This is a genomic window from Actinosynnema sp. NPDC037264 (assembly GCF_055603705.1).
Window position 1 is genome coordinate 72,589 of the sequence record NZ_JBVJVK010000027.1, and the last position, 21,062, is coordinate 93,650.

Annotated in this window: 20 protein-coding genes; 13 read left to right on the forward strand and 7 right to left on the reverse strand. The window is 72.2% G+C overall.

Annotated elements, in window-relative coordinates; translation table 11 throughout:
* Nucleotides 1-39 precede the first annotated feature (39 nt).
* From ACZ7GX_RS26295 to ACZ7GX_RS26305, 3 genes are all read right to left on the reverse strand, one after another.
* Nucleotides 40-2,352, reverse strand: a complete 2,313-nt coding sequence (locus tag ACZ7GX_RS26295) for a discoidin domain-containing protein (protein ID WP_498780362.1) — start codon at nt 2,350-2,352, stop codon at nt 40-42.
* Nucleotides 2,353-2,578: 226 nt separating this feature from the next.
* Complete coding sequence (locus tag ACZ7GX_RS26300; protein WP_498780364.1) at nt 2,579-3,037, reverse strand: pyridoxamine 5'-phosphate oxidase family protein; 459 nt, start codon at nt 3,035-3,037, stop codon at nt 2,579-2,581.
* Between the two features lie 4 nt (nt 3,038-3,041).
* Complete coding sequence (locus tag ACZ7GX_RS26305; protein ID WP_498780365.1) at nt 3,042-5,102, reverse strand: diguanylate cyclase domain-containing protein; 2,061 nt, start codon at nt 5,100-5,102, stop codon at nt 3,042-3,044.
* A 280-nt stretch (nt 5,103-5,382) separates the two neighbouring features.
* Between ACZ7GX_RS26305 and ACZ7GX_RS26310 the strand changes: the two genes are divergently transcribed.
* Nucleotides 5,383-6,039 carry a thiaminase II/PqqC family protein gene (locus ACZ7GX_RS26310; RefSeq protein WP_498780366.1) on the forward strand — a complete coding sequence of 219 codons (657 nt, stop codon included), beginning with the start codon at nt 5,383-5,385 and terminating at the stop codon, nt 6,037-6,039.
* 116 nt (nt 6,040-6,155) lie between these two features.
* Here ACZ7GX_RS26310 and ACZ7GX_RS26315 read toward each other — a convergent pair whose 3' ends face one another.
* Both ACZ7GX_RS26315 and ACZ7GX_RS26320 read right to left on the reverse strand, forming a co-directional pair.
* Entirely contained in the window at nt 6,156-8,300 is a 2,145-nt protein-coding gene (locus tag ACZ7GX_RS26315) for a putative bifunctional diguanylate cyclase/phosphodiesterase (RefSeq protein WP_498780367.1), read from the reverse strand.
* A gap of 136 nt (nt 8,301-8,436) precedes the next feature.
* A complete protein-coding gene (locus ACZ7GX_RS26320) occupies nt 8,437-8,631 on the reverse strand; it encodes a hypothetical protein (protein WP_498780368.1) in 195 nt (64 codons plus the stop codon).
* Between the two features lie 106 nt (nt 8,632-8,737).
* On the opposite strand from ACZ7GX_RS26320, the gene ACZ7GX_RS26325 reads away from it, so the two are divergent.
* The 4 genes from ACZ7GX_RS26325 (at nt 8,738) to ACZ7GX_RS26340 (ending at nt 12,337) form a co-directional block, all read left to right on the forward strand.
* A complete protein-coding gene (locus tag ACZ7GX_RS26325; protein ID WP_498780369.1) occupies nt 8,738-9,910 on the forward strand; it encodes a metallophosphoesterase in 1,173 nt (390 codons plus the stop codon).
* 200 nt (nt 9,911-10,110) lie between these two features.
* Nucleotides 10,111-10,548: a tyrosinase family oxidase copper chaperone gene (locus tag ACZ7GX_RS26330; protein ID WP_498780371.1), complete on the forward strand. Its 438-nt coding sequence runs from the start codon at nt 10,111-10,113 to the stop codon at nt 10,546-10,548.
* A 34-nt stretch (nt 10,549-10,582) separates the two neighbouring features.
* Nucleotides 10,583-11,404 (forward strand): tyrosinase family protein, encoded by an 822-nt coding sequence (locus tag ACZ7GX_RS26335; RefSeq protein ID WP_498780373.1) that lies wholly within the window; start codon nt 10,583-10,585, stop codon nt 11,402-11,404.
* Nucleotides 11,405-11,425: 21 nt separating this feature from the next.
* Nucleotides 11,426-12,337, forward strand: coding sequence for an NAD-dependent epimerase/dehydratase family protein (locus ACZ7GX_RS26340; RefSeq protein ID WP_498780374.1), 912 nt, complete (start codon nt 11,426-11,428; stop codon nt 12,335-12,337).
* Here ACZ7GX_RS26340 and ACZ7GX_RS26345 read toward each other — a convergent pair.
* Both ACZ7GX_RS26345 and ACZ7GX_RS26350 read right to left on the reverse strand, forming a co-directional pair.
* Nucleotides 12,334-12,585 (reverse strand): hypothetical protein, encoded by a 252-nt coding sequence (locus tag ACZ7GX_RS26345; RefSeq protein ID WP_498780376.1) that lies wholly within the window; start codon nt 12,583-12,585, stop codon nt 12,334-12,336. The genes ACZ7GX_RS26340 and ACZ7GX_RS26345 overlap by 4 nt on opposite strands.
* Nucleotides 12,586-12,658: 73 nt before the next feature.
* Complete coding sequence (locus ACZ7GX_RS26350; protein WP_498780377.1) at nt 12,659-13,150, reverse strand: DUF4383 domain-containing protein; 492 nt, start codon at nt 13,148-13,150, stop codon at nt 12,659-12,661.
* Between the two features lie 97 nt (nt 13,151-13,247).
* Here ACZ7GX_RS26350 and ACZ7GX_RS26355 point away from each other — a divergent pair, with 97 nt between their 5' ends.
* From ACZ7GX_RS26355 to ACZ7GX_RS26390, 8 genes are all read left to right on the forward strand, one after another.
* Complete coding sequence (locus ACZ7GX_RS26355) at nt 13,248-13,646, forward strand: TOBE domain-containing protein (protein WP_498780379.1); 399 nt, start codon at nt 13,248-13,250, stop codon at nt 13,644-13,646.
* Nucleotides 13,646-14,389 carry a molybdate ABC transporter substrate-binding protein gene (gene modA / locus ACZ7GX_RS26360; protein ID WP_498780380.1) on the forward strand — a complete coding sequence of 248 codons (744 nt, stop codon included), beginning with the start codon at nt 13,646-13,648 and terminating at the stop codon, nt 14,387-14,389. Before ACZ7GX_RS26355 ends, modA begins: the two co-directional genes overlap by 1 nt.
* Complete coding sequence (modB, locus tag ACZ7GX_RS26365) at nt 14,386-15,192, forward strand: molybdate ABC transporter permease subunit (RefSeq protein ID WP_498780382.1); 807 nt, start codon at nt 14,386-14,388, stop codon at nt 15,190-15,192. The genes modA and modB overlap by 4 nt, the downstream gene beginning before the upstream one ends.
* Nucleotides 15,189-16,238: an ABC transporter ATP-binding protein gene (locus tag ACZ7GX_RS26370; protein WP_498780384.1), complete on the forward strand. Its 1,050-nt coding sequence runs from the start codon at nt 15,189-15,191 to the stop codon at nt 16,236-16,238. Before modB ends, ACZ7GX_RS26370 begins: the two co-directional genes overlap by 4 nt.
* Nucleotides 16,239-16,348: 110 nt before the next feature.
* Nucleotides 16,349-17,401, forward strand: coding sequence for a medium chain dehydrogenase/reductase family protein (locus tag ACZ7GX_RS26375; RefSeq protein WP_498780385.1), 1,053 nt, complete (start codon nt 16,349-16,351; stop codon nt 17,399-17,401).
* A 216-nt stretch (nt 17,402-17,617) separates the two neighbouring features.
* Nucleotides 17,618-18,481: a geranyl diphosphate 2-C-methyltransferase gene (locus ACZ7GX_RS26380; RefSeq protein ID WP_498780387.1), complete on the forward strand. Its 864-nt coding sequence runs from the start codon at nt 17,618-17,620 to the stop codon at nt 18,479-18,481.
* Between the two features lie 13 nt (nt 18,482-18,494).
* On the forward strand, nt 18,495-19,577 hold the full coding sequence (locus ACZ7GX_RS26385; RefSeq protein ID WP_498780417.1) for a family 2 encapsulin nanocompartment cargo protein terpene cyclase: 1,083 nt from the start codon (nt 18,495-18,497) through the stop codon (nt 19,575-19,577).
* Between the two features lie 46 nt (nt 19,578-19,623).
* Nucleotides 19,624-21,036, forward strand: coding sequence for a family 2B encapsulin nanocompartment shell protein (locus ACZ7GX_RS26390; protein ID WP_498780388.1), 1,413 nt, complete (start codon nt 19,624-19,626; stop codon nt 21,034-21,036).
* Nucleotides 21,037-21,062: the final 26 nt, after the last annotated feature.

Genomic DNA, 21,062 nt, shown 5'->3' on the forward strand with positions numbered 1-21,062 from the left:
GCCGGCGTCGTTGCCGCGGGACCACCCCCGGTCGAGGCGTCAGCCCGCGTACGCCTCGAACTCGGCGAGCTGCGCGGCGGGCCAGCCCGTGTTGCCGGTGAACGTCAGCCGCAGGTAGCGGTGCGCGCCGGAGACCGGGACGCTCACCTGGTTGCCGGACGCGGGGTCGAACCGGAACCCGGCCGACGCCACCAGTTGGCCGTAGGTCGCGCCGTCCGCGCTGCCGGACACGGACAACGTCTGCGTGCGCGCGGCCCACGCGGTGGCCGGCGGGAGCTTCAGCACCAGGCGGCCGACGTTCTCCGACCGTCCGAGGTCGACGGTCAGCGACTGCGGGAACTGGTTGTTCGCGCTCTCCCAGTACGTGGTCGCGTCACCGTCCACGGCGTTCGCGGCCGGGAAGCCGCCGTTCACCGTGGAGGCGCTGACCGCCTTGCCCCTGGCCAGGTTGCCGCCCGGCGGAACGGTCGTGGTCGTCGTGGTCGTGGTGGTCGTCGTGGTGCTGGTCGGCGGGTTGGTCGGATCGGTGTAGATCGGGTCCGGCCACGGGCCGCAGTACGACGGGCCGTCCCAGCCGGAGTTGCCCGCGCCCTTGGTGAGCTGGAACCCGTTCTCGCCGAGGCAGCTGTAGACGCCGGCCCGGCCGAGACCGGTCGCGGTGACGTTGGTGAACGACGCCGCGCCCGGCGACTGGAGCTGGATGCCGAACGTGCCCGCGCCGTTGATGCGCACGCCGTCGAAGTGGACGTTCGTGATCGTGCCGCTGATGAACTGGATGGCCTCGTAGTTGCTGTCGATCAGGTCGGTGTCGGTGACGTCGATCCGGCCGTTCATCGCCCCGTCCCGTGCGTCGAACCACAGCGCGCCCACGCCGAACTGCCAGTTCGAGTCGAGCACGCCGGCGCGCAGCGTGGTGTTCTTCGACAGGGTGGTCGTGCCGGACAGGGGCACCGACGAGAAGCGGTTGCCGACGTGGATGCCGCCGCCCTGGTCCTGGGTGTCGGCCACGACGTTCTCGGTGGCGACGTTGTCCCGGCCGCCGTAGATCGCGATGCCGTTGGCCTTCATCGGCACCACCACCGTGTTGCGCCGGATGGTGTTGCCGTGATCGGCCTGGTGCTCCGACCAGAACGCGATGCCGTCGTCGCTGATGTTGCGGAACAGGTTGTGCTCGATCAGCACGTCGCTGATGCCGCGGTGCAGGTTCATCCCGTCGGCCAGCTGGTCGACGACCTTGTTGTCGCGGATGGTGAGGCCGGAGAACGGGCCGTCCAGCCACAGGCCGACCTTGGTGTGCTGCAGGAACATGCCGGAGATCACCGAGCCGCCGCCCAGCGCGCCGCCGATGGCGTTGGTCTGGTCGCAGTCGACCCGGTTGGTGACCTCGCCGATGATCGCGAAGTCGTGCAGGCCGACGCGCGTGCTCACGCCGGAGTTGCCGCCCTGGCCGCAGCTCGACGGCTCGCCGAGGCCGTAGAAGCCGACCCGGTCGCCGGCGACCACGCTGTGCCAGTGGCCCGCGCCGCGGACGGTGACCTGGTCGACGGTGACGTGCTTGGTGACGGTGAACCGCCCGGCCGGGATCCACACCTCGCGGCCCGAGGACTTCCCGGCGGCGACCGCGGCGTCGAAGGCGGCGTTGTCGTTCGTGCCGTCGTCCGGCGTGGCGCCGTGGTCGGTGACGGAGACCGAGTTGGCGGGTCGCGCGGCCGCGGGGGCGACGAGCTCGAAGTCGGCCAGGTCGATCGTGTAGGACGGCGCGGTGTCGCCCGCGTCGACCTGGAGCATGACCTTCGAGCCCGCGGCGAGCGTGCGGCCGAACAGGGCGCGGGTGGAGTCGTAGAGGTGGTGGGGCTTGCCCTGGTTCGGGTCGTTGGCGTAGGGGTAGCCGCCGTAGCGCCACGCGTACTTCGAGGTCAGCGTGAGGCTGCCGGTCTTCGTGCCGTCGAGGTAGAGCGACAGGGGCGCGGTGATGCCCGCGCCGCCGTTGCCGTCCGGGACGCTGTACCGCAGGTCGATCGAGTTCGCCGGCTCGGTGAGGGTGAACTCGACGAACTTGCCCTGGCCGGACAGGGTCACGGCACGGCGGCCGGACGCCTCGCCCTCCAGCGTGCCCTGGCGTCGGCCGGGCCCGATCTTCGTGCCGTTCGTGGCGGCGGTTTCGGCCTCGTGCTCGACGAACGGCACGTCGGCGCCCCGGCCGGGGATCCCGAACGGCGACCTGGCCGCCGCGGCGACCTGGGCGGCGACCTCGCCCGGCGCGGCGGCGATGGTCAGCGCGGCGAGCAGGGACGTGGCCACCGCCGCCGCGCCGAGCGCCAGGGGGCGTCGGAGGGTGGGGTTGACTCGCATGGGTTCAGCCCTTCGTTGGACGGGACCTCGAGCTGCGGGCAGGGAAGTCACAAGGTGTGGCGTGGCGCACACCATAAGCAGGACGATCAGGTGACCGCAAGATGTCTACTGAAAGACGCAAAAAGTTGACTACCGCTTCTACGGGCAGGCCGCACTGGCCGCTTGCACGGCGCTTGCGGAAATTTGCGTTCGCTTGCGGGGGGCCGCTCGGCGGTCTTCCCGGCGGTCAGTAGGTGCCGCTGAGCTTGCGGTGGTCCCAGGAGACGACCGAGGTGGGCGCGAACCGCAGCCCGACCCGTTTCACCGCCTGGGCGGTCACGAACGCGTCCAGTTCCGGCCCGCTGTGCCCGGTGTAGCGCGCCGCCACCGCCACGCCGATGCGGGCCACCTCGGCCCGCTCCTCGACCAGCCGGGCGTCGCACTCCATGGCCACGCCGCGCAGCTGGTCGTAGGTCTCCCCCGCCTCCAGCTGCAACGTCGCCTCCGGCTTGCGGCGCAGGTTCGCCACCTTCTGCGACGACCGGTAGGTCCAGCCGACCAGTTCGCCGTCCTCCACCACGAACCACAGCGGCACGAGGTGCGGCCTGCCGTTCGGGCCGATCGTGGCCACCGTGACGACGCGCTGCTCCTCCAGGAACGCGCGCACCTCGTCCGTCGACATCGTGATCAGGGCCCGGCGCGACATGGCGTCAGGATAGGCGGCTGTCCTCCCGCGGCACCGCCGAGCCGGGTCCGGCGGACAGGTCGCCGACCACGCCCTTCTCCAGCAACGCCAGGAACACGTCGACCAGGTCCGGGTCGAACCGCGCGCCGCGGCCGGAGCGCAGCTCGCGCACGGCCTGCTCGTGGGTCAACGCACGCCGGTGCGGCCGGTCGGCGCGCATCGCCGCCCACGCGTCGCACACCGACAGGATCCGCGCCTCGACCCGGATGCCGTCGCGGGCCAGGCCGTTGGGGTAGCCGGCGCCGTCCCACCGCTCGTGGTGCTGGCGGATGACCTCGGCCACCTCGCCGTGGTCGGGCAGCACGCCGACCATGCGCGCGCCGCTGTCGGGGTGTTCGTGCAGCAGGTGCCACTGCTGGTCGGTGAGCGGGCCGGACTCGGTGAGCAGGTCGTCGGGCAGCACGATCATGCCGACGTCGAGCAGCCGTCCCGCGCGGTGCGCGTTGTGGACCTCGGCCTGGTCCCGCTTCAGGTGCTCGGCGACGGTGCGCGCCCACTCGGCGATGGCCAGGCTGCGCCCGGGACTGGCCACGCGCAGGTCGACCAGGTCCGCGACCTGGTTCAGGTAGTCCACCGCGACGTCCTCCCGGTGCTCGGTGAGCGATGTGCCACCGGCGACCGCCCGGTCCCGACCGAGATCCTTGGCCAGGTACAACGCGCGGTCAGCCGCCGACACCAACGCGGACGCGGTGCCGTAGTGCGGCGCGAACGCGGCGGTGCCGGCGGAGAGCGTAACCGTCACCGATCTACGACCGCTCACGGCGATCGGATGGTGGGAGACCCCGTGCCGCAACCGTTCCGCGAGGCGGCTCAGGTTCTCGGCGTCCACACCGGTCGCGATCAGCGCGAACTCCTCGCCGCCGTACCGGGCGAGCACCCGGCCCGGCCCGGCGATCGCGCGCAGCCGGTTGGCCACCTCGACCAGCACCCGGTCACCCGCCGGGTGCCCGAACCGGTCGTTGATCGACTTGAACCGGTCGACGTCGAGGATCACCACGCCGAGCGGTAGCCCGGTGCGCCTGGCCCGTGCCAGGTCGTCGGCCAGGCGCGCCTCGAAGTAGCGACGGCTGCGCAACCGGGTGAGGCTGTCGGTGATGGCGAGGCTGCGCTGGTCGACCGCGAGGCCCGCGAGGCGGGTGGCGGTCAGCGCGAACAGCACCGCGCAGCCCGCCGCGATCACCGGCACGTCCCGGCGCACGCCCTGGGCGTTCTGCAACAGCAACAACGCCGGTCCGATCAACGCGCCGCCGGACAGGATCGCCAGCCGCGGCCAGCTCAGCCGCAGCGCGGGCACGTCGACGGCCTGCGCCATCCGCCCCATCGACGGGTGCAGGGCGCACGCGCCGAGGGCCAGGTTGCCCGTCAGCCAGATCGCGTCCAGGAAGTTGCCCGCCGCGTAGCTGAGGTCAAGGCGCTGCAACACGTACACGGTGTCGGCCGTGAGGATCGCGGCCAGCCACAGGACCAGCAGCACGAAGGACGCGTCACGCCGCCCGCCGCCGAACAGCAGCCGCAGCGAGACCAGCAGCAGCACCAGGTCCATCAGCGGGTAGGCCAGCGACACCATCTCGACCAGCAGCGGCGTGCCGAGCCGGGTCTGCGGGCCGATCACGAAGACCCACGACAGCAGGCCCGCGACGACCGTGAGGGAGACCGCGTCGAGGAGGCTGGGCAAGTCGCGGTCGGCGCGGCGCTGCCGGATCAGCATGAGCAGGCCGACCACGACGAGCGGGTAGTGGCCCAGGTAGAACGCGTCCGCGATGGACGGGTAGCTCGCGTCGTTGAGCACGTAGTGCGCGATGTAGAACGTGGTGTCGGCCAGGGCGTACACGAGTTGGCTCAGGCCGAGCACGATCCACGGCGCGCGGGGTTCGGGCCGGTTGCGCCGCACGCCCCACCACACGGCGAAGGCGGCGGACGTGCTCACCGCGCAGTAGACGACCACCCGCAGCGGAATCGTGCCGACGAAGATCGGCAGCGCGTAGTAGACCCCGACCGATAACAGGCCGAAAGCCAGGTAACCCATCCACAGCTGATGCTGTTTACCGATCGGGATTTCGCCGTTTTCGACCGACGGTTCTCCGGCGACGCGCAATCCCGGCACTCCCCACTGAGGCAACGCTGACGTTCGACAAGGCGGGGACATGAGACCGGTAAAGGGGAGTCCGCGTCAATCCCTGTTGCCGACTCTTCATCCACAGAACCGACGCGCATGCCCATCCGCGCGACGCCGGGAGGCTCTATAGAGTGCCTATTGGTCATGCCGCCGTCTCCGGTGACGGGCGGTGCCGGGACGAGGGGGAACGATGACGAAGGACGCGAAAGACCTGTTGGAGCGGGTGCGGGAGGAACTGAAGGGCGAGGGCGGGACGAACCGGCTGGTGCCGCTGATCGCGTCCGGCGAGGCGCCGCTCGCCACGTTGCAGGCGTTGGCGGCCGAAGAGCACCGCATCGTGCAGAGCGACTGGCGAGCGTTCCTCACGTTGGCCGCGCAGTCTCCCGTGCCGGCGCAGCGCGAGTTCTTCGCGACGGTCGCCGGAGGCGAGGGGCTGGCGTTGGCCAAACTGGCCGATTTCGCCGCCGCGTGCGGCCTGACCTCGGATGACGTGGCCGCGTACCGGCCGTTGCCGGGATGTCAGGCATATCCGTCGTTCGTGGCCAGGCTGGCGTTGGACGGCAATCCGCACGACGCGCTCCTCGCGATTCTGGCGAACTTCGCGGAATGGGGCGGCTATTGCGCGACGATCGCCGCCGCGCTGCGCGAGCACTACGGTTTCGACGACGCGGGCTGCGCGTTCTTCGACTTCTTCGCCGAACCCGCGCCGGAGCTGGACGCCCTCGGCCTGCGCGCGTTGGACGGCGTCCTGGACACCGGCTGGTCCCCCGCCGCCGCCATGCCGGCCGCCCGCCTCCTGCACTCCTACGAGCTGATGTTCTGGAACACCCTCGCCGACCTCCCCTGACTCGCGCGTGTCGAACCCTCAGGCCCACTGAGTTCTACGTTCAGGTACCCGCCGGCGGTTCAACCCGGAAACCCGGGCGTTGAACCCGGGGGGGCCTGAAGGTTCGGCACGCGGGGTCAGTGGGGGACGGAGGGCTGGGTGTCCCAGTTCTCGGCCAGGTCGGGGCGGCCGAAGAGGTAGCCCTGGGCGTAGGCGCAGCCGGCGTTGCGGAGCCAGTCCGCCTGGGCCTGCGTTTCGATGCCCTCGGCCACGGTGTGGGCGCCCAGGACCTCCGCCAGGTCGATGATGCAGCGCACGACGCCTGCGGTGCGCCCGGTTTCGGAGAGGGCGTTGGTGAACGACCGGTCGATCTTCACCACGTCGAACGGGTAGCGCTGCAGGTAGCTCAGCGACGAGTAGCCGGTGCCGAAGTCGTCCAGCGCCACCCGCACCCCGGTCTCCCGCACCTCCATCAGCCCGCGCATCGCCGCGCCGTCGGCCCACACCGACTCGGTCACCTCGATCGTCAGCCGCTCCGGCGGGAGCCCGGTGGTCTTGAGCACCCGGTCCAACGACGGCAGGAACGCGGGCGCGGACAGCTGCCTGGTCGACACGTTCACCGTCACCCCGAGCGCACGCCCCTGCTCGCGCCACCGCATCGCCTGCTCGCACGCGCCGGCCAGCACCTTGTTGCCCAGCGGCACGATCAGGCCGGTCTCCTCCGCCAGCCCGATGAACTCGCCGGGCCCGAGCAGCCCGTGCCCCGGCCGCTGCCACCGCACCAACGCCTCCGCGCCCGCCGCCTGCGACGTCGCCAGGTCCACGATCGGCTGGTAGTGCAGCACCAGCTGCCCGTCGGACACGGCCGTGCGCAGGTCGGCCTTGTCGCGCTGCCGGGCCAGCACCCGCTCGCCCATCTCCGGCCGGAACAACCGGATCCGCCCGCCGCCCTCGCGCTTGGCCACGTACATCGCGGTGTCCGCGTCACGCAGCAGGTCCGCCGTACCCACCCCCGGTGACGACACCGCGATGCCGACGCTGGCCCGGATCACGGTGTCGTGCCCCAACCCGGTCAACGGCCGCGCCAGCTCCGACAGGATCCGGGTGGCCAGCCGTGCCGCGTCACGCACGTCGTGACCGGGCGCGAGGACGGCGAACTCGTCGCCGCCGAGCCGCGCGGCGGTGGCCACGGGCCCGACGGCCCGGCCGATCCGCTCGGCCGCCGACACCAGGTACCAGTCGCCCGCCTCGTGCCCCTCGGCGTCGTTGACCTCCTTGAACCCGTCGAGGTCGATCACCAGCAGGCCCACCGCCTCGCCGGCCGGCAGCGCCTGGTCCACCAGGTGCAGGAAGTGCGTGCGCCCGGCGAGCCCGGTCAGCTCGTCCCGCTCGGCCCGGGTGCGCAACTGGTCCTCCAGCTCACGGCGCTTGCTCACGTCCAGCGCGGTGACCAGGGTGTGCCGCTCGGAGACGTCGTCGACCGGCACCGCCTGCACCGCGAGCACGCCGGTCGAACCGTCCGCCCGGGTCACGCGGACCTCCACCGCGTCGTCGGCCGAGCGGCAGCCGCGCTCGCAGTCGGTGATGTCCGGACCGTGCGGGCACGGCACCCGCCCCGGGCTCGCCCCGGACCAGGCCAGCAGCTCACGGGCCCGGTCGTTGTGCAGCCGCGGCGCGCCGTCGGCGTCGACCAGCACCAGCCCGACCGGGCTGGCCCGCACGACGGCCTCGACGGTGCGGTGCGCGTCCCGCACGAGCCGCGCCGAGCGCGCCGTCTCGTGCAACGCCGTCGCCACGACCGCCAGGCCCACCAACGGCATCACGACGGAGGCGACCATCGGCCCCGTCACCGCGACGGGGGTGACCGAGAGCCACACCGTGAACCCGGTCAGGAACCCCAACAGGGCAGGCATCGCCCGGAGGGGGAAACGCTCGTGGTCGGCGCCGCGCAGCGCGCGCTGCACCGTCACGGCGAAGACGAAGCCGAGCGCGGGCTGCGGCGTGGGCAGCACGAACATCGCGCCGTGCACGACCGCGCACTCCACCAGCGCGATCAGCCAGCTGTCCCGGTTCGGTCGCGGCAGCCACGACACGAGCACCAGCGGCACCAGCGCGGCCAGCACGAAGCGGCCGGGCCCGGCCCCGATGACCACCAGCTGGACCGCGAACGCGATGGAGCTGAGCCAGGCGTAGGCCCCGGTGAGCAACCGGACCCGGCGCAGCCCGGCCTGACCGGGTGACGAAAGCGGGTCGTCCACCACGGAGCGGGTTGGACGAGCCACGCCCGGTTACCCCCAAGTCAAGCGGCGATCGGCTGAACACCCTCGCGGAAGATCGAACTATCCATACCGGTGTTCACGTTCTCAACCGCCATTCGGGTGAGTCCACTATGGACCTGCCCCGGAGGCGCGGCGAAGATCAGGATCCGGGGACGGGGCCGTGCGGCGGCTCGCTGTCGGGCAGGGGGTCCGGCGTGGTCCTGGCGAGGTCCGCGGCGACCGCCTTGGCCTCGTCGATCCGGCGCCGCGAGGCGGCCAGCCGCTCGTCCTCCTCCGGCGTCTCGACCCGGAACTCCTCCGGCGAGTGACCCTCGCGTTCGCGCTCGTCAGCCATGCGACCAGGGTTTCCGCCCACCCCGGCGGCAAACTTGGACACCGGCCGCACGGCGGGCTACCGTCGATAAGAGCCCGCTGGTTCGTAAAGCCGCCGAGGAGACCCGATGTCGAGCACGACGACCGCGCCGCCCCGCCCGTCCGCGCGGCGCCGCGTCATCTTCACGGCGGTGCTGCTCACGGTGACCGCGCTGCTGTTCTGGGTGCCCTGGACGGGCCTGCTCGCACCGGGCGCGCGGTGGCCGTGGCCGGTGCAGGTCCTCGGCACGGCGTTCTTCGTCGTCACGTCGGTGGCGTTCCCGCTGCTGCTGGTCCGCGCGCACGGCCGCCGGCACTCCGACCGGGCGTCCCGGGTCGCGCACCTGATGCTGGGCGTGGCGTGGGTGTTCTTCGCCTGGACCCTGATCACGCACGTGCTGCGGATCGTGCTCGCAGTGGCGGGCGTGGAGAACCCGTTCCGGGCGCGGTTCGTCGCGGTCACCCTGCTCGTCGTCGGCCTGGCGCTGGTCGGGTACGGCCTCCGCGAGGCGCGCCGCGTGCCGCGGGTGAAGCGGACCGACGTGCCGCTCCCCCGGCTGGACGCGGCGTTCGACGGGCTCACCGTCGCGGTGCTCGCGGACACCCATTACGGCGCGATCGACCGCACGAAGTGGTCCGCGGACACGGTGGCGGCGGTCAACGCCCTCGACCCGGACGTCGTCGTGCACGTCGGCGACATCGCGGACGGCACGGTGGAGCAACGCCGCGGCCAGGCCGCCGCACTGGGCGACATCCGGGCACCGCACCGGTTCTACGTATCGGGCAACCACGAGTACATCAGCAACGCCCAGGCGTGGCTGGACCACATGACCGAGCTGGGTTGGACGAGCCTGCACAACCAGCACCGGGTGCTGGGCCGCGGCGACGCCCGGCTGGTCTTCGCGGGCGTGGACGACATCACCGGAGCGCACTCGGGCGAGGCCGGGCACGGTGCGGACCTCGACGCCGCCCTCGCGGGCACGCGCGCCGACGACCCGGTGGTGCTGCTGGCGCACCAGCCCAGCGAGATCCCCAAGGCCGTCGCGGCGGGCGTCGACCTCCAGCTGTCCGGGCACACGCACGGCGGGCAGATCTGGCCGTTCCACCTGCTGGTGCGGCTCCAGCAGCCGGTGCTGGCGGGGTTGAGCCGCCACGGCGAGCGCACCCGGCTGTACACGAGCCGGGGCGCCGGTTTCTGGGGTCCGCCGCTGCGCGTCTTCGCACCGAGCGAGATCTCGTTGCTCACGTTGCGCGCCGCCTGATCCACCGCCCGTGCACGCGGGCGCGCACCCTGGGTACTTCGGCCCTACCCACAAAGGTGCACACCTGACACGAACGGGTGAGTGCCGTTGTTCGACGGCACGAGCGGTCGCACGCTCGGCGGAGAGGTGCGGTCGGTCGCGGTCGGAGTCACGACACCGTTGGGGGGCCTCGAAGAACCCGACGCCGCCGAAGGACTCCCATGAACGACATCTCCCGCCGAGACGTGTTCCGGCACGGCGCGACCGCCGCTCTCATCGCCGTCACCGCGGCCGGTTTCGCAGGCCTCGCCTCCTCCGGCGCCACGGCCGGTCCGAGCAGGGTCGCGGCCCTCGCCGATCCCCGTGACTTCGAGGAGACCTACAAGGGCAAGAAGATCAAGGGCGAGCACGACAAGGCCAACGGCAAGCACAAGGTCCACATCAACGGCAAGAAGCTCGGCGTCATGCAGGTCGAGCTGCCCGTGGCGCCCGACTCGACCGCGACCTACACCGCGGTGCTCAGCACGCTCAACCACTTCGACCCCGTCCCCCTGGACGAGGGGGACAACCGGGACGGCCTCAAGAAGCTGGCGAAGCTCGCCGTGGACCAGCTCGGAGACCAGGAGCTGACCCACGACGCCGACCACCCGCACAAGTGATCGGCGCCCGACCGCCCGCGAAAGGAACGAAGCCATGGGCACCCGCAAGAGCGCGGCCGCGCTGACGGCCACCGAGAAGGCCGACTTCGTCGCCGCCGTGAAGGCGCTGAAGGCGCAGGCCGGCGGCCGCAACTACGACTGGTTCGTGCGCACCCACATGACGTACTTCAACGCCGTCAACAGCCACAACTACGCGCACATGTCGTCGTCGTTCCTGCCGTGGCACCGGCGGTTCCTGCTGGAGCTGGAGAACGGCCTCAAGGCGATCAACCCGGCGGTGGACCTGCCGTACTGGAACTGGACGGCCAACCGCTCCACCACCGGCGCGCCCTTCACCTCCGACTTCATGGGCGGCAACGGCTCCGGCGGCAACGGCGCCGTGCTCAGCGGCCCGTTCGCCGGCTCCACGAGGTGGCGGATCAACGTCAGCGCCACGTCCTCGACGTCGTTGCGGCGGGCGATGGCGCTGCGCGGCTCGCTGCCCACGACCTCCGACGTCGACACCGTCATGGGCGTGTCGACCTACGACGTGTCGCCGTGGAACTCCTCGTCGAGCAGCGGCATGCGCAACCGCGCGGAGGGCGGCCTGTCGCCGAACCTGCACAACCGCGTCCACGTCTGGGTCGGCGGGCACATGGCGCAGGTCGACTCGCCGAACGACCCGGTGTTCTTCCTGCACCACTGCCACATCGACCGGCTCTGGTCCCGCTGGCAGGAGCGCTGGGGCTTCGGCGCCGACCGGTACCGGCCCGGTGGTGGCGTGGCGAACGTGGTCGACATCGAGGAGACGTTGGAGCCCTTCGGCGTCACCGTGTCCTCGACCCTGGACCACCGGGGCAGCTACACCTACGCGTGACGGGACGGGCATGATCGGTCCGTGAAGGTCCTGGTGGTGGGTGCGAGCGGGTTGGTCGGGCAGCACGTCGTCGGACGGTTGCGGGCACGGGGGCACGAGGTGACGTCCGTGGCGCGGACCGCGCGCGACGGCGTCGACCACGCCCTCGACGCGACGACGGCCGCGGAGGCGGAGTTCCGGGCGTTGCTCGCGGGGCACGACGGCGTGGTGTTCGCGGCCGGCGCGGACGACCGGGAGGTGCCGCGCCGGCCCGCTTACCCGGTGTTCCACCGGGGCAACGTGGCGCCGGTCGTGCGGCTGCTCACCGCCGCGCGCGAGGAAGGGCTGAGCCGAGCCGTGGTGCTCGGGTCGTACTACACGCACTTCCACCGGCTGCACCCGGAGTGGGAGCTGGCCGAACGCCACCCGTACGTCCGCAGCCGAGTCGAGCAGGCACGGGCGGGCCGTGCGGCGGCGGGGCCGGACCTGCCGGTGGCGGTGCTGGAGCTGCCGTTCGTGTTCGGCCGGGCCGGTGACCGGCTGCCGAACTGGTCGGGCCCGTTGGACAAGTGGGTCCGGTCACGGTCCCCGCTGCTCGCGCCGCCCGGTGGCAGCGCCGCCACGACGGTCGCGCAGGTGGCCGAGGTCGCCGTCGACGCGCTGGAGCGGGCGTCCGGTGAGGACATCCCCGTGGCGGCCGAGAACCTGACGTGGCCGGACATGATCGGTCGCATCGCGGCCGCCGCCGGTCATCCGCGCGAGGTGCGCCGCCTGCCGGGCGCGGTGGTGCGGGTGGCGTTGCGGTTGACCGGGCTCGTGCAGCGGCTGACGGGCAGGCAGTCCGGGTTGGACCCGGCGCGCGCGGCCTCGCTGCTGCTGCGCGAGCTGTTCGTCACGCCGATCCGGCCGGGTTCGGTGGACGACGCCCTCGCCGAGACGTTCCCGCGGGCCTAGTACGCGCGCCGGCCGGGTGCCGGCGGGTCGTAGTCGTAGTCGTCGTCCTCGGGCACGTCGAACGGGAGCGGGCGGTTGGTCCACGAGTCGATGAGCACCACGAGGGCTCCGCAGACGATGACGACGACGCCGACCCAAGCCAGGCCACCCCAGATCAGGATGCCCGCGATCAGCACCAGCGGCAGGACCATGAACAGGCAGAACGGGTCCACTCGCCCGAAATGCCGTCGTCCTCCGGAACTCGCCATCTACGCCCTCCCAGTCAAGCGCCTCCCCGGGTGAACTTACGCGACGTGGTCCGCGCGGCCTTCAGCCGGGCGGTCACGCACCGCGTTGTTCGCGGCCGGGGTACCGGCCTCGGGCGCGTTCGGCGACCGTGGCGAGCACCGCCGAGATGATCATGCCGGCTCCGAGCCCGAGGTGCAGCAGGTTGTCGGCCGGGTTGACCGGGGCGAAGTTCGCCGCGCCGCCGTCGTGGTCGATCGAGTGCACCACCGAGCCGTAGGCCCACAGCACCAGGTAGAGGAACCCGCCGGCGACCAGGAACAGGCGTGACGCGCCCCGTGAGGACGCCGCCAGGATCCCGGCCACGCCGAACAGCAGGTGCAGGGCGTTGTGCAGCACCGAGACCTGGAACACGCCGAACAGCAGGGCCTCGGAGGCCGGTCCGGCGAAGCGGATGCCGTCGAGGGCGACCGTCGCGCCCGGCACGAACCCCAGCACCCCCACCAGCAGGAACACCGCTCCGCCGGTCAGCGCGAGCGCCTGGACGGGACTGCGGCGGGCGCCGACGCGGTCGTTCGAGGTCGTCATGGCGGTCCTCCGATCAGGGTTCGGGTGGCGTACCCGGCGGGTCGGAGGTGAAACGAAGATCACAAACTTCCGCAGGTGCGGAGTTACACTGCTGGATGTGCCGAATCTGCGGATCAGTGACGCCGCCGCCCTGCTCGGGGTGAGCGACGACACCGTGCGCCGGTGGATCGACCAGGGCCGCCTGGCCGAGGTGCAGCTGGACAGCGGGCGCAAGGGTGTCGACGGTCGCGAGCTGGCCGAGTTGGCCCAACGCCTGGCCGAGGCGCCGGAGCCGGGCGTGACGGTGGCCGCGTCGGCGCGCAACCGGATGCGCGGGATCGTCACGCGCGTGGTCAAGGACGGGGTCATGGCGCAGGTCGAGCTGCAGGCCGGGCCGTTCCGGGTGGTGTCGCTGATGAGCCGCGACTCGGCCGACGAGCTCGGCCTCGAGGTGGGCGCCGTGGCGGTCGCGTCGATCAAGTCCACGCACGTCGTCGTCGAGATCCCGGAGGCGTGATGCGCGCGCCGGCGCTGGTGGCGCTGCTGGTGGTGCTGGCGGGTTGCGGCGCGTCGGGAACCACCGCGGAGGACCGGATCACGGTGTTCGCGGCGGCGTCGTTGACCGAGGCGTTCACCCGGCTGGGCGAGGACTTCGAGGCGGCCAACCCCGGCGTGGACGTCGTGTTCAACTTCGGCGGCAGCACGGCGCTGGCGCGGCAGATCGGGCAGGGCGCGCCGGCGGACGTGTTCGCCTCGGCCGCGACCGCGAACATGGCGCAGGTGGTCGACGCGGGCGGGACGGCCGCCGAGCCGGTCACGTTCGCGCGCAACCGGTTGGCGATCGCGGTGCCCGCGGGCAACCCGGCGGGGATCACCGGCCTGGCGGGCTTCGCGGACGACGCGGCCAAGATCGCGCTGTGCGCGCAGGAGGTGCCGTGCGGCGCGGCGGCGAAGCGGGCGTTCGAGGCCGCCGGGGTGGTGGCGCGGCCGGACACCGTGGAGCAGGACGTGAAAGCGGTGCTGACCAAGGTGCGGCTCGGCGAGGTGGACGCGGCTCTGGTGTACCGGACGGACGTGGCGTCGGCGGCCGGCGAGGTCGAGGGCATCGGGTTCCCGGAAGCCGACCGGACGGTCAACGACTACCCGATCGCGCCGTTGGCCAAGGCCCGCAACGCCGCCGGCGCGCGGGCGTTCGTGGCTCACGTGCGGTCCGACCGGGGTCGGGCGGTGCTCGCCGGGGCCGGGTTCGACGCGCCGTGAGGTCGACCCGTCGTCGGACCCGGGGCCGGCTGCCGGTGGCGCTGGCGCTGCCGGCCGTGGTCGGGCTCGCGTTCCTGCTCGTCCCGTTGGTGGGCCTGCTGGTCCGCGCGCCGTGGCGCACGCTGCCGTCGCGGCTGTTCAGCGCGTCGGTCGGCGAGGCGCTGCGGCTGTCGTTGGTGTGCGCGAGCCTGGCGACGGTGGTGTGCCTGGTGCTGGGCGTGCCGTTGGCGTGGCTGCTGGCGCGCGGCGACGTGCCGGGGCGGGGCGTGCTGCGGGCGCTGGTGACGGTGCCGCTGGTGCTGCCGCCCGTGGTGGGCGGGGTGGCGTTGCTGTTCGTGCTCGGCCGGCGCGGGCTCGTCGGGCAGCACCTCGACGCGTGGTTCGGCGTCTCGCTGCCGTTCACCACCGCCGGGGTGGTGCTGGCGGAGACGTTCGTGGCGATGCCGTTCCTGGTCATCTCGGTGGAGGGCGCGCTGCGGGCGGCCGATCCGCGCTACGAGGAGGCCGCCGCGACGCTGGGCGCGTCGCGCTGGCTGGCGTTCCGGCGGGTCACGTTGCCGTCGATCCTGCCGGGCGTGGTCGCGGGCACGGTGCTGTGCTGGGCGCGGGCGTTGGGCGAGTTCGGGGCCACCATCACGTTCGCGGGCAACTTCCCGGGCGAGACGACCACCATGCCGCTGGCCGTGTACCTGGCCCTGGAGACCGATCCGGACGCGGCGATCGTGTTGAGCGTGGTGCTGCTGATGGTGTCCGTGGGCGTGCTGGCCGCGCTGCGCGACCGGTGGGTCAGCGGGCCGTCATGACGCTGCACGCCGACCTGAGGGTGACCCGCGGCGCGTTCCGGCTCGCCGCGGAACTGGTGGTGGAGCCGGGCGAGGTGGTCGCCCTGCTCGGCCCGAACGGCGCGGGCAAGAGCACCGCGCTGCGCGCCCTGGCGGGGCTGCTCCCGTTGAGCGGCGGGCACATCCGGCTCGGCGGGCAGGCGTGGGACGTGCCGCCGGCCGTGTTCCGGCCCGCCGAACGGCGTCCGATCGGCGTGGTGTTCCAGGACTACCTGCTGTTCGCGCACCTGTCGGCGTTGGAGAACGTCGCCTTCGGGCTGCGGGCCCGGGGCGCGGGCCGTGCGGCGGCGCGGGCGGAGGCGGCCCGGTGGCTGGACCGCGTCGGGCTGGCCGCGCACGCGAAGGCCAAGCCGCGCGCGCTGTCCGGCGGGCAGGCGCAGCGCGTCGCGCTGGCCCGCGCCCTGGCCACCGGCCCGGACCTGCTGCTGCTGGACGAGCCGCTGGCCGCGCTGGACGCGGCGACCCGGCTGCACGTGCGCGCGGAGCTCGGCAGGCACCTGCGCGACTACCCCGGCCACACGCTGCTCGTCACGCACGACCCGCTGGACGCGATGGTGCTCGCCGACCGGCTGGTGGTGCTGGAGCACGGCGAGGTCGTGCAGGAGGGAACGCCGGCCGACGTGGCCCGCCGCCCGCGCACGGACTACGTCGCCGACCTGGTCGGCCTCAACCTGTACCGCGGCACGGCCCACGGCACGACCGTGTCGTTGGACGCCGGCGGCACGCTCACCGTGGCGACGCCGGTGACCGGACCGGTGCACGTGGTGTTCCCCCCGACCGCGGTCGGCCTGCACCCGGAGCGCCCGGTCGGCAGCCCGCGCAACGCGTGGCGCGTCACCGTGGCCGGGATCGAGCAGCACGCCCACACCACGCGCGTGCGACTGGACGGCGTGCCGCCCGTGCTGGCCGACGTCACCACCGCGACCGTCGCGGACCTCCGGCTCCGGCCCGGTGACGAGCTGTGGGCCGCCGTGAAGGCCACCGAGGCACACGCGTACCCGTCGTAACGAGTGTGAGTGACCAACCACTCTTTCCCTGATTCGCCTTGACATGACCCCTGTCAGCCGCGTTGACTCAGTCATGAGTGACTGACCACTCACAGAGTCTGGAGGAAGCGATGAGCAAGCAGTCCGCCGAGCAGGTCCTGGAAGTCGTGCTGCCGGGCGTGGTCGAGCCCGAGGGCCTCGAGCTGCGCCACCGCGAGCGCCCGACCCCCGGTCCGGGGCAGGCGTTGGTGCGGGTCGAGGCGTCCGGGGTCTCCTTCGCCGAGAAGCAGATGCGCAAGGGCAAGTACTTCGACCAGCCCCCGTTCCCGTTCGTGCCCGGCTACGACCTGGTCGGCACGGTCGCGTCGGTCGGCGCCGGCGTGGACCCGGGCCTGGTCGGCGGGCGGTTCGCGGCGCTGACCAAGACCGGCGGCTGGACCAGCCACGCCCTGGTGGAGGCGGCCGACCTGGTGCCGGTGCCGGCGGGCGTGGACGCGGCCGAGGCGGCGGCGCTGGTCGTCAACGGGGTGACCGCGTGGCAGATGGCGCACGGCTTCGCCAAGGTCCGGGCCGGCCAGACCGTGCTGGTGCTGGGCGCGAACGGCGGCGTCGGGTCGTTGCTCGTGCAACTGGCCGTGCTCGCCGGCGCGCGGGTGATCGGCACCGCTTCGGCGCGGCACCACGACGCGGTCCGGGCGCTGGGCGCGATCCCGGTCGACTACCGCGACGCCGACGTGCCGGGCAAGGTCCGCGAGTTGGCCCCGGACGGCGTGGACGCGGTGTTCGACCACGTCGGCGGCCCCGGCCTGGTCGACTCCTACCGCCTGCTCGCCCGGCGGGGCGCGCTCGTCGCGTACGGCAGCGCGTCGACGAAGGACGAGCCCGGCTCGGCCATGCTGCCGGTGTTGAAGCTGGTCGTGCGCCTCCTGTGGTGGAACGCGCTGCCCAACGGGCGCCGCGCCACGTTCTTCAACGTGTGGGCGGGCAAGCGCAACGCCGCGAAGTTCCGCGCCCGGCTGGCCCGCGACCTCGGCACGGTGTTCGGCCTGCTCGCCGACGGCTCCCTGACGCCCACGATCGCCGCCCGCGTGCCGCTGGAGCGGGTCGCGGACGCCGTGCGCCTGGCCGAGTCCGGCACCGTCACCGGCAAGGTGGTCCTCCTCCCGCAGCCCTGGACGGAGTAGTCGCGCGCCGGAACACCCACTCGGCGTGTTCTTTCCATCACCGGTGCGGGTGAAAAATGCCGCATTGAGTGAGAGAAGTAGTCTAGGTGGATTCTCTTTTCCCCTGTCGACCGTGCCACTCAAATGGGTGACTGCGCCCGTCCGGAGCACGGTGTTAGTTTCGCCGAAGACCAAAACAGGCGTGGGTCGCGGCAAACGACGTGGGGAGCTCATTCAATGGCGACATTCCAGGACACCGAGGGCCGACCGGTGCTGCGCACCGATTACCAGCGCTCGATCGCCACGTACTGGAACAACGAAAAGAATCCGGTCAACCTGCGCCTGGGTGAGGTCGACGGCCTCTACCACCACCACTACGGCATCGGCGACTACGACCCCGCCGTGCTGGAGGTGCCCGCCGAGCGGCGCGACGAGGCCGTGATCGCCGAGATGCACCGGCTCGAGACCGCGCAGGCCGACGTGCTGCTCGACAACCTGGGCGACATCGGGCCCGACGACCGGCTGCTCGACGCGGGCTGCGGCCGGGGCGGCACCAGCATCATGGCCAACCAGCGCTTCGGCTGCCGGGTCGACGGCGTGTCCATCTCGGAGAAGCAGGTCGAGTTCGCCAACGCGCAGGCCCGGAAGCGGGGCGTCGCCGACAAGGTGAGGTACCACCTGCGCAACATGCTCGACACCCGCTTCGAAACGGGCTCGATGAAAGGCATCTGGAACAACGAGAGCACCATGTACGTCGATCTGCACGAACTGTTCGCCGAACACGCGCGCCAACTCGCGCCGGGCGGTCGCTACGTCACCATCACCGGGTGCTACAACGACGTCACCGGCGGCCGTTCGCGCGCGGTGAGCCAGATCGACCAGCACTACATCTGCAACATCCACCCGCGCAGCGAGTACTTCAAGGCGCTGGCGGCCAACGATTTCGTCCCGATCAACGTGATCGACCTGACCGCCGCGACGATCCCGTACTGGGAGTTGCGCGAGAAGTCCTCGGTGGCGACCGGGATCGAGGAGGCGTTCCTGACCGCTTATCGCGAGGGCAGCTTCCACTACCTGCTCATCGCGGCCGACCGTGTCTGAGCGGGTGGGCGCGATGCTCGACGACGTGGTGGCGGGGGCGTCCCGGCTCGCCGGGCCGTCCGGGCTGGGCACCTCCGCCGCTCGCCTCGCCGAGCTCTTCGGCCACCACCCCGCCTACGCCGAACGGCCGTGGGGCGACGGCACGGCGCCGCCCCTCTACGTCCCCGTGGTGGAACGGGTCGACGAGCCGCTCGGGGCGGAGGTCGACGACCGGCTCGTCTCCTGGGCCAGGGAGTGCGGGTTCGCCGAGGACGACCTCGAACCGCTGCGCAAGGCGGGCTTCGGGCGGCTGGCCATGCTCACCCACACCGACACCGACGACCCCGAGCGCCTGCTGATCGCGGCACGGCTCAACGCCGCCTGGTGGGCGGCCGACGACCTCTACGCCGACGACAGCGGGATGGGCGCCGTGCCGGTGGACCTGCCGCCGCGGCTCGCGCTGGTGATGTCGGCCATGGACCCGGTGGCGCCGGCCGGCGAGTTCTCCGCCGAGCTGGACGAGGCGCTGCGCGGCGACCCGGTGCTGGTGGCCCTGAACTCCGCGATCGGCCACCTCGCCCGACGAGGCACGCCGGCGCAGGTCCAACGAGCCTGCTACGCCACGTTCGCGATGTTCGTGAGCTGGAACTCCTACGCGGCGTGGCGGCACACGGGCAAGTACCCGCCCGCGTGGGAGTACCTCGCCGCCCGGCAGCACGACAGCTTCTACACGTCGATGACCGTGGTCGACGCCGTCGGCGGCTACGAGCTCACCGCGAACCTGTACTACGACCCGCGCGTGCGCCGCCTGCTCATGCAGGCCGGGACCGCCTCGGTGCTGGTCAACGACCTGCACTCGGTGGCGAAGGACGCGGCCGACGAGACCCCGGTCTGCAACATGGTCCTGCAGGTCGTGGCCGACCGGAACTGCTCGGTCGAGGAGGCCACCGCCGTCACCGTCGGCCTGCACAACGACGTCGTCCGCGACTTCGAGGCGGGCCACCGGGAGCTGCAGGCCCTGCCGTCGCCGGAACTGCAGCAGTTCCTGCGCGGCGTCCGGGCGTGGATGGGGGGCGGGTTCGAATGGCACTCCACCAACCCGCGCTACCGGACCTGACGCTCCGCTCCCCCGACCTCATCGACGACGACAGGTGGTTCTGGCAGTGACTGTCACGGAGTCCGCGGACCTGGACGTGAACGGCGACCGACCGCGGCAGAGCCTGGACACGGCCGCCGCGCGGAACCTCGCGACGACCACCAAGTCCGAACCCCAGATGCAGAACATCTCGTCGAGGTGGCTGCTGCGCCTGCTGCCCTGGGTCGAGGCGTCCGGCGGCACCTACCGGGTGAACCGGCGGCTCAGCTACACCGTCGGCGACGGTCGGGTGACGTTCACCCGGGTGGGCGCGCAGACCCGGGTGATCCCGCAGGAACTGCGGGAACTGCCGCTGCTGCGCGACTTCGACGACGACGAGGTGCTCGCCGCGCTGGCCGACCAGTTCGTCCAGCACGAGTACGGGCCGGGCGACGTGATCGTGGAGCGGGGCCGTCCCGCCGAGGAGATCTTCCTGCTCGCGCACGGCAAGGCGGACAAGGTCGGCGTGGGCGAGTACGGCGACCAGGTCGTCCTCGCCGTGCTGGCGGGCGGCGACCACTTCAGCTACCAGGCCGTGGTGGAGTCGGACGACTTCTGGGAGTACACCGTCAAGGCCGTCACGGCGTGCACGGCGCTGCGGATGACGCAGACCGCGTTCGAGGCGATGGTCGAGCGGTCGGACGCGTTGCGCGCCCACGTGGAGAGCTTCCGCGCCGGTCGGCGTCCCGCGCAGAACGCCGCGGGCGAGGCCGAGATCGCGCTGGCGTCCGGCCACGAGGGCGAGGTGTCGCTGCCGGGCACGTTCGTCGACTACGAGGTGTCGCCCCGCGAGTACGAGCTGAGCGTGGCGCAGACCGTGCTGCGGGTCCACACCAGGGTCGCGGACCTCTACAACGAGCCGATGGACCAGGTCGAGCAGCAGCTGCGGCTGACCATCGAGGCGTTGCGGGAACGCCAGGAGCACGAGCTGGTCAACAACCGCGAGTTCGGCCTGCTCGCCAACGCCGACCTGTCCCAGCGCATCCACTCCCGCACCGGCCCGCCGACCCCGGACGACCTGGACGCCCTGCTCGCCGTGGTGTGGAAGGAGCCGACCTTCTTCCTGGCCCACCCGCGCACGATCGCGGCGTTCATGAAGGAGTGCAGCCGACGCGGGGTCTACCCGAGCGGTGTCGACCACAACGGCCACCAGATCCCCGGCTGGCGTGGCGTGCCGATCTTCCCGTGCGGCAAGATCCCGGTCAGCAGGACCAGGACCAGCTCGATCATGCTGATGCGCGCCGGCGAGGACGCGCAGGGCGTGATCGGCCTGCGCCAGACCGGGTTGCCCGACGAGTACCAGCCCGGGTTGAACGTGCGGTTCATGGGCATCGACGAGAAGGCGATCACGTCCTATTTGGTCAGCGCCTACTACTCGGCCGCGATCCTGGTGCCGGACGCGCTCGGTGTGCTGGAGGACGTGGAAGTCGCCCGGGAGTAGCCCCGGCGCGCGCGGCGACGGCGCCG

Bases quoted from the DNA above. Each gene is read 5' to 3' on its own strand.
- ACZ7GX_RS26295 (WP_498780362.1), bottom strand. From the start codon at position 2,352: ATGCGAGTCAACCCCACCCTCCGACGCCCCCTGGCGCTCGGCGCGGCG.
- ACZ7GX_RS26300 (WP_498780364.1), bottom strand. From the start codon at position 3,037: ATGTCGCGCCGGGCCCTGATCACGATGTCGACGGACGAGGTGCGCGCG.
- ACZ7GX_RS26305 (WP_498780365.1), bottom strand. From the start codon at position 5,102: ATGGGTTACCTGGCTTTCGGCCTGTTATCGGTCGGGGTCTACTACGCG.
- ACZ7GX_RS26310 (WP_498780366.1), top strand. From the start codon at position 5,383: ATGACGAAGGACGCGAAAGACCTGTTGGAGCGGGTGCGGGAGGAACTG.
- ACZ7GX_RS26320 (WP_498780368.1), bottom strand. From the start codon at position 8,631: ATGGCTGACGAGCGCGAACGCGAGGGTCACTCGCCGGAGGAGTTCCGG.
- ACZ7GX_RS26325 (WP_498780369.1), top strand. From the start codon at position 8,738: ATGTCGAGCACGACGACCGCGCCGCCCCGCCCGTCCGCGCGGCGCCGC.
- ACZ7GX_RS26330 (WP_498780371.1), top strand. From the start codon at position 10,111: ATGAACGACATCTCCCGCCGAGACGTGTTCCGGCACGGCGCGACCGCC.
- ACZ7GX_RS26335 (WP_498780373.1), top strand. From the start codon at position 10,583: ATGGGCACCCGCAAGAGCGCGGCCGCGCTGACGGCCACCGAGAAGGCC.
- ACZ7GX_RS26345 (WP_498780376.1), bottom strand. From the start codon at position 12,585: ATGGCGAGTTCCGGAGGACGACGGCATTTCGGGCGAGTGGACCCGTTC.
- ACZ7GX_RS26350 (WP_498780377.1), bottom strand. From the start codon at position 13,150: ATGACGACCTCGAACGACCGCGTCGGCGCCCGCCGCAGTCCCGTCCAG.
- modA (WP_498780380.1), top strand. From the start codon at position 13,646: ATGCGCGCGCCGGCGCTGGTGGCGCTGCTGGTGGTGCTGGCGGGTTGC.
- ACZ7GX_RS26370 (WP_498780384.1), top strand. From the start codon at position 15,189: ATGACGCTGCACGCCGACCTGAGGGTGACCCGCGGCGCGTTCCGGCTC.
- ACZ7GX_RS26375 (WP_498780385.1), top strand. From the start codon at position 16,349: ATGAGCAAGCAGTCCGCCGAGCAGGTCCTGGAAGTCGTGCTGCCGGGC.
- ACZ7GX_RS26380 (WP_498780387.1), top strand. From the start codon at position 17,618: ATGGCGACATTCCAGGACACCGAGGGCCGACCGGTGCTGCGCACCGAT.
- ACZ7GX_RS26385 (WP_498780417.1), top strand. From the start codon at position 18,495: ATGCTCGACGACGTGGTGGCGGGGGCGTCCCGGCTCGCCGGGCCGTCC.